The 5,115-nt window shown below is 68.2% G+C and carries 4 protein-coding genes; all 4 read right to left on the minus strand.

The window, feature by feature from the left end:
* Window positions 1-386: 386 nt before the first annotated feature.
* Window positions 387-719: a small basic family protein gene (locus AXW62_RS39075; protein ID WP_030824058.1), complete on the minus strand. Its 333-nt coding sequence runs from the start codon at window positions 717-719 to the stop codon at window positions 387-389.
* The gene (locus AXW62_RS39080; RefSeq protein WP_060948503.1) at window positions 716-1,642 is read right to left on the minus strand and encodes a DUF881 domain-containing protein; all 927 of its coding nucleotides are present in this window, start codon (window positions 1,640-1,642) and stop codon (window positions 716-718) included. Before AXW62_RS39080 ends, AXW62_RS39075 begins: the two co-directional genes overlap by 4 nt.
* 113 nt (window positions 1,643-1,755) lie before the next feature.
* Window positions 1,756-4,251: a mannose-1-phosphate guanyltransferase gene (locus tag AXW62_RS39085; RefSeq protein WP_060948504.1), complete on the minus strand. Its 2,496-nt coding sequence runs from the start codon at window positions 4,249-4,251 to the stop codon at window positions 1,756-1,758.
* Between the two features lie 111 nt (window positions 4,252-4,362).
* On the minus strand, window positions 4,363-4,971 hold the full coding sequence (clsA, locus tag AXW62_RS39090) for a cardiolipin synthase ClsA (protein ID WP_030824050.1): 609 nt from the start codon (window positions 4,969-4,971) through the stop codon (window positions 4,363-4,365).
* Between the last annotated feature and the right edge of the window lie 144 nt (window positions 4,972-5,115).

The following is a 5,115-nucleotide window of genomic DNA, read 5'->3' on the forward strand; positions in this document are numbered from 1 at the left end:
GGCGGGCGAGGGGGTGGGCTTCCCCGGCGGCCCGGCGACCGCCGGGCGCCCCGGCTCCGGCCGCTCACGCGCCTCCCCCGAGCGCTCGGACCGCTCGGGTGTCCCCGGCCGTCGCGGCTGGCCGGACATCCGCCGGGGCTGCCCGGCCGACTCGGTCTTCCCCGTCTTCCCGGTGCTCCCGGCCTTTGCGGAGTTATCGGTTTTCCCGGTCTTCTCGGACTTCCCAGGCTTCTCGGACTTCCCGGCCTTCTCGGCCTGTAGCGGCGTTTCGGCCGGCGGCCGCGGCCGGTCGGCCTGCCGTCGGTTTTCGGTCGGCTGTGGCCTCTCGGCCCGCGGTTTCTCGGGCCGTCCGGGCTTCTCAGGGGTGTCCTCGGTCGTCATCGGCCTCACGCCCGGAACACATGGCGGCGGATCGCGGCCGCGTTGGAGAAGATCCGGATGCCGAGCACGACCACGACCCCCGTCGACAGCTGGGCACCGACGCCGAGCTTGTCACCGAGGAAGACGATGAGTGCGGCCACCACCACATTGGACAGGAACGATACGACGAAGACCTTGTCGTCGAAGATGCCGTCCAGCATCGCCCGGAAGCCGCCGAAGACCGCGTCGAGTGCCGCCACGACGGCGATCGGCAGATAGGGCTCGACCATCGTCGGCACCACGGGTCGGACCACGAGTCCCACCACGACTCCCACGACGAGCCCCAATACGGCGATCACGATGTGCCCTTCCCTGTGTCGGCGTCACCCTTGCCGGAGCCACCGGCTATCGGTTCCGCGGTACGTACGATCAGACTTGGCGCGGCCGGCAGCCGGAGCGAGTCCTGGACGGAGATGCTGGTGCGGATGTGGTAGTTCTGCTGCAGCACATGCAGGTACTGACCGTCCACGCTGTCCTGGAAAGCGGTGCTCAGCCGCTGCCCGTCCCCCACCGCGAGCACCGTATACGGCGGCGCCAGTGGCTTGTTGTCGACCAGTATGGCGTCTCCCGCGGCCCTGATCGCCGACAGCGCCGTCAGCCGCTGGCCATTGATCGAGACGGCCTCCGCGCCCGACTCCCACAGACCGTTGACGACGCGCTGCATATCGTGGTCGCGTACCCGGCCGGTATCGGAGAAGTCGGCGCTCCCCCGCGGCCCCCCGCCGCCGGTGGTCGCCTCCTTGGCGTCGTTGACCACCAGCTTCACCCCGGGGCCCACCACCTCGTCGGCTCCCGCGAGCAGTGCCGCCAGATCGGCCTTGTCCCCGCCGTTCTTCTTCAGCGCCTGCCGCTGCTTCTCCCCGACCTCGCCGCGGAGCGTCTCCACGCTCCTGGCGAGCTTGTCCGCGTTCGCGTTCCCCGTCTCGATCCGGTCGATCAGCTCTTCCCGCTCCTTGGCCAGCGTCGGCGCCGATATCCGTGCCTCGGCCGCGCCGATGGTGATGACGACCGCGACCAGGACGAGACCCAGAGCCAGCCCCAGTTTGGCCCGCACGGTGCGCGGCAGACCCGAGCGACCGGTCTCACCGCGCCGCGCGGCGGCCTCGGCGTAACCGTCGTCGAGGCTGTGGTCCATCACATTGGTCAGCAGCGACATGGACGCGTCGAGGCGCGGGCGCGGGCGCGGTGATGCTGTGCTCCGGACGGGGGGCTGCTGCGACATGCCGCACATCGTCGCACGTCGGGGCCGCCGCCACCGAATGGCCCCTCCGGCGTGCCGAATCCGGGGCCTCGGGACGGCGCCCCGACGCGCTCAGACGTGCTCGAACGCCCCTATCAGCGCCCCGCACTGTCCACGACGCTCGACCACTCGTCCAGCAGGGCCTGCGCGGACGACTCGTCCGGGCCCTCCGCCCACAGATGGGTGACCGCCTCGGCCGGGTCGGGCAGCACCATGACCCACCGCCCGTCGGCCTCCACGACCCGCACTCCGTCGGTGGTGTCCACGTAACGGTCGCCCGCGGCTTCCACCACATGCCGCATGACCAGACCCTTGACCGCCCAGGGGGTGGCCAGATCGCGCCGCTCGACATGCGCCCGCGGAATCCGCGCATCGATCTGACTCAGCGTCAGCTGGGTGCGCGCCACCAGTCCGATCAGCCGGACGAAGGCGGCCGTGCCGTCGAAGACGCTGCTGAACTCGGGGATGATGAAGCCGCCGCGCCCGTCACCGCCGAAGACGGTGGACTCCGACCGGGCGACCCGGGTCAGATCGTCCGCGGCGGTGGTGGTCCACTCCACCTGCGTGCCGTGGTACGCCGCGACCTGCTCGGCGATACGGGTCGTGGTCACCGGAAGCGCCACCCGTCCGCTGCGCCGCTCCGCGGCCACCAGGTCCAGCATCACCAGCAGCGCCCGGTCGTCCTCCACGATGCGGCCGCGCTCGTCGACGAGCGAGAACCGCTCACCGACCGGGTCGAACCGCACCCCGAAGGCCGCACGCGCCGAGGCGACGATCTCACCGAGCCGGGCCAGCCCCGACCGGCGGGCATCGGCGGTCTCGGTCGGACGTGATTCGTCCAGGCCGGGGTTGATCGTCAGCGCGTCCACCCCGAGCCGCCCCAGCAGGCTCGGGAGCACCAGCCCGGCGCTTCCGTTGGCGGCGTCCACGACGACCTTGAGACCGGATTCGTCGATACCGCTGATGTCCACGGCACGCAGCAGCGAGCCCGTGTAGGAGTCGAAGACGCTCGACGGGAAGCTGAGGTCGCCGATCTCGCCCGGGAAGGCCCGGCGGTACTCCTGGCGCGCGTACACCCGGTCCAGCTTCCGCTGACCGCCCGCGGACAGATCGGCGCCCCGCTCGTCGAAGAACATGATGTCCACCGAGTCGGGCACCCCGGGCGAGGTCCGGATCATGAACCCGCCGGCGCTGCCGCGGGCGGTCTGCTGGCGGGCCACCGGCAGCGGTACGTTCTCCAGATCCCGTACGTCGATGGCGCTGGTCTGCAGGGCCGAGATCATGGCCCGCTTGAGCGCTCGCGCACCCCTGGAGTGGTCACGCGCCGTGGTGACCGTGGAGCCCTTCTTGAGGGTCGTGGCGTACGCCCCGGCGAGCCGCACCGCCAGCTCGGGGGTGATCTCGACATTGAGGATGCCGGAGACCCCGCGGGCACCGAACAGATGGGCCTGCCCACGGGACTCCCAGATCACCGAGGTGTTGACGAACGCGCCCGCCTCGATGGTCTTGAACGGGTAGACCCGGACATTGCCCTGGACGATCGATTCCTCACCGATCAGACACTCGTCACCGATGACCGCCCCGTCCTCGATCCGGGCGGCGCGCATGATGTCGGTGTTCTTGCCGATGACACAGCCGCGCAGATTGCTCTGCTGGCCCACATACACGTTGTCGTGCACGACCGCCTTGTGGAGAAAGGCTCCGCTCTTCACGACGACGTTGGAACCGACGACGGTGTGCTCACGGATCTCGGCACCGGCCTCCACCTTGGCGTAGTCGCCGATGTAGAGCGGACCGCGGAGCACGGCCTCCGGGTGCACATCCGCCCCTTCGGCGACCCACACGCCGGGCGAGATCTCGAACCCGTCGAGTTCGACATCGACCTTGCCCTCGAGAACGTCGGCCTGGGCCTTCACATAGCTCTCGTGGGTGCCGACGTCCTCCCAGTAGCCCTCGGCGACATAACCGAAGATGGGCTTGCCTTCCTTCATCAGCTGCGGGAAGACATCTCCGGACCAGTCGACCGGAACGTCGGGCTCGACGTAGTCGAAGACCTCCGGCTCCATGACATAGATGCCGGTGTTGACGGTATCGGAGAAGACCTGGCCCCAGGTGGGCTTCTCCAGGAAGCGCTCGACCTTTCCGCCCTCGTCGACGATGGTGATACCGAACTCCAGCGGATTGGGGACGCGCGTCAGACAGACAGTGACAAGGGCACCCTTTTCCTTATGGAAATTGATCAGATCCGTGAGGTCGAAATCCGTCAGGGCATCACCCGAGATCACCAGGAAGGTGTCGTCCTTGAGTGCCTCTTCCGCGTTCTTGACGCTGCCGGCGGTGCCGAGTGGCTTCTCCTCATTCGCGTACGTGAGCTCCATGCCGAGCTCCTCGCCGTCACCAAAGTAGTTCTTGACCAGGGACGCGAGGAACTGGACTGTCACCACGGTCTCGCTGAGACCATGCCGCTTCAGCAGCCGCAGCACATGCTCCATGATCGGCCGATTGGCCACGGGCAGCAGCGGTTTGGGCATGGTCGAGGTCATCGGGCGCAGACGAGTTCCCTCGCCCCCTGCCATCACGACGGCCTTCATATCGGAAGCGTCCTCCTTGAAGAGACGACGGTCACGCCGACCGCACACGCCCGATGGCCCTTACACCTACCGCGCTACGGGCCCCGGCCCTCTGGACGCCGCCAGGCGAGCTCAGTCGGCCGCGGTGTCCGCCCTGACAAGTCGGCGGACCTGAACCACGTAGAGGACTCCTGCCCACCAATAGAGTGTTGTACCCCATCCGGCGAACGCCCATCCGAAAATAGCGGCGGTCGTGTGAAGCAGGCCACTTCCCTCACTCAGAAGGAGCAAGGGGAAGGCGTACATCAGGTTGAACGTGGCGGCCTTGCCGAGGAAGTTCACCTGGGGCGGCGGATAGCCGTGACGCCGGAGGATGCCCACCATCACAAGGAGCATCAGCTCTCGCGCCAGAAGGACCGCGGTCAGCCAGAGGGGCAGGATCTCGCGCCAGGTGAGACCGACGAGAGTCGACAGAATGTAGAGACGGTCGGCCGCCGGGTCCAGAAGCCGGCCAAGACTGCTGACCTGGTTCCAGCGACGGGCCAGCTTCCCGTCGAGATAGTCGCTGACACCGCTGAGCGCCAGCACGAGCAGCGCCCAGCCGTCGCTGTTGGGCCCGCCGAACTCGGGCCGGAGAATCAGCCACAGGAAAAGCGGCACGCCGACGAGGCGCGCAGCGCTGAGGATGTTCGGGATGGTGAGCACACGGTCCGTCTGAACGCGTGTCTCCTGTACCTCCACCCGGGAGCCTCCTGTGAGAAAAGGCCGATGATGCCCCATGACTCTACCGGTAGGGCCACACGGGCCCCGCACCGGGGCGTACCGGGCAGGACACGAAAATGACCCCGACAGGAAGTAAGTTTCCCATCGGGGTCGTTTTCAGAA

The sequence above is a fragment of the Streptomyces hygroscopicus subsp. hygroscopicus genome, from assembly GCF_001553455.1.
GTDB lineage: Bacteria > Actinomycetota > Actinomycetes > Streptomycetales > Streptomycetaceae > Streptomyces > Streptomyces hygroscopicus.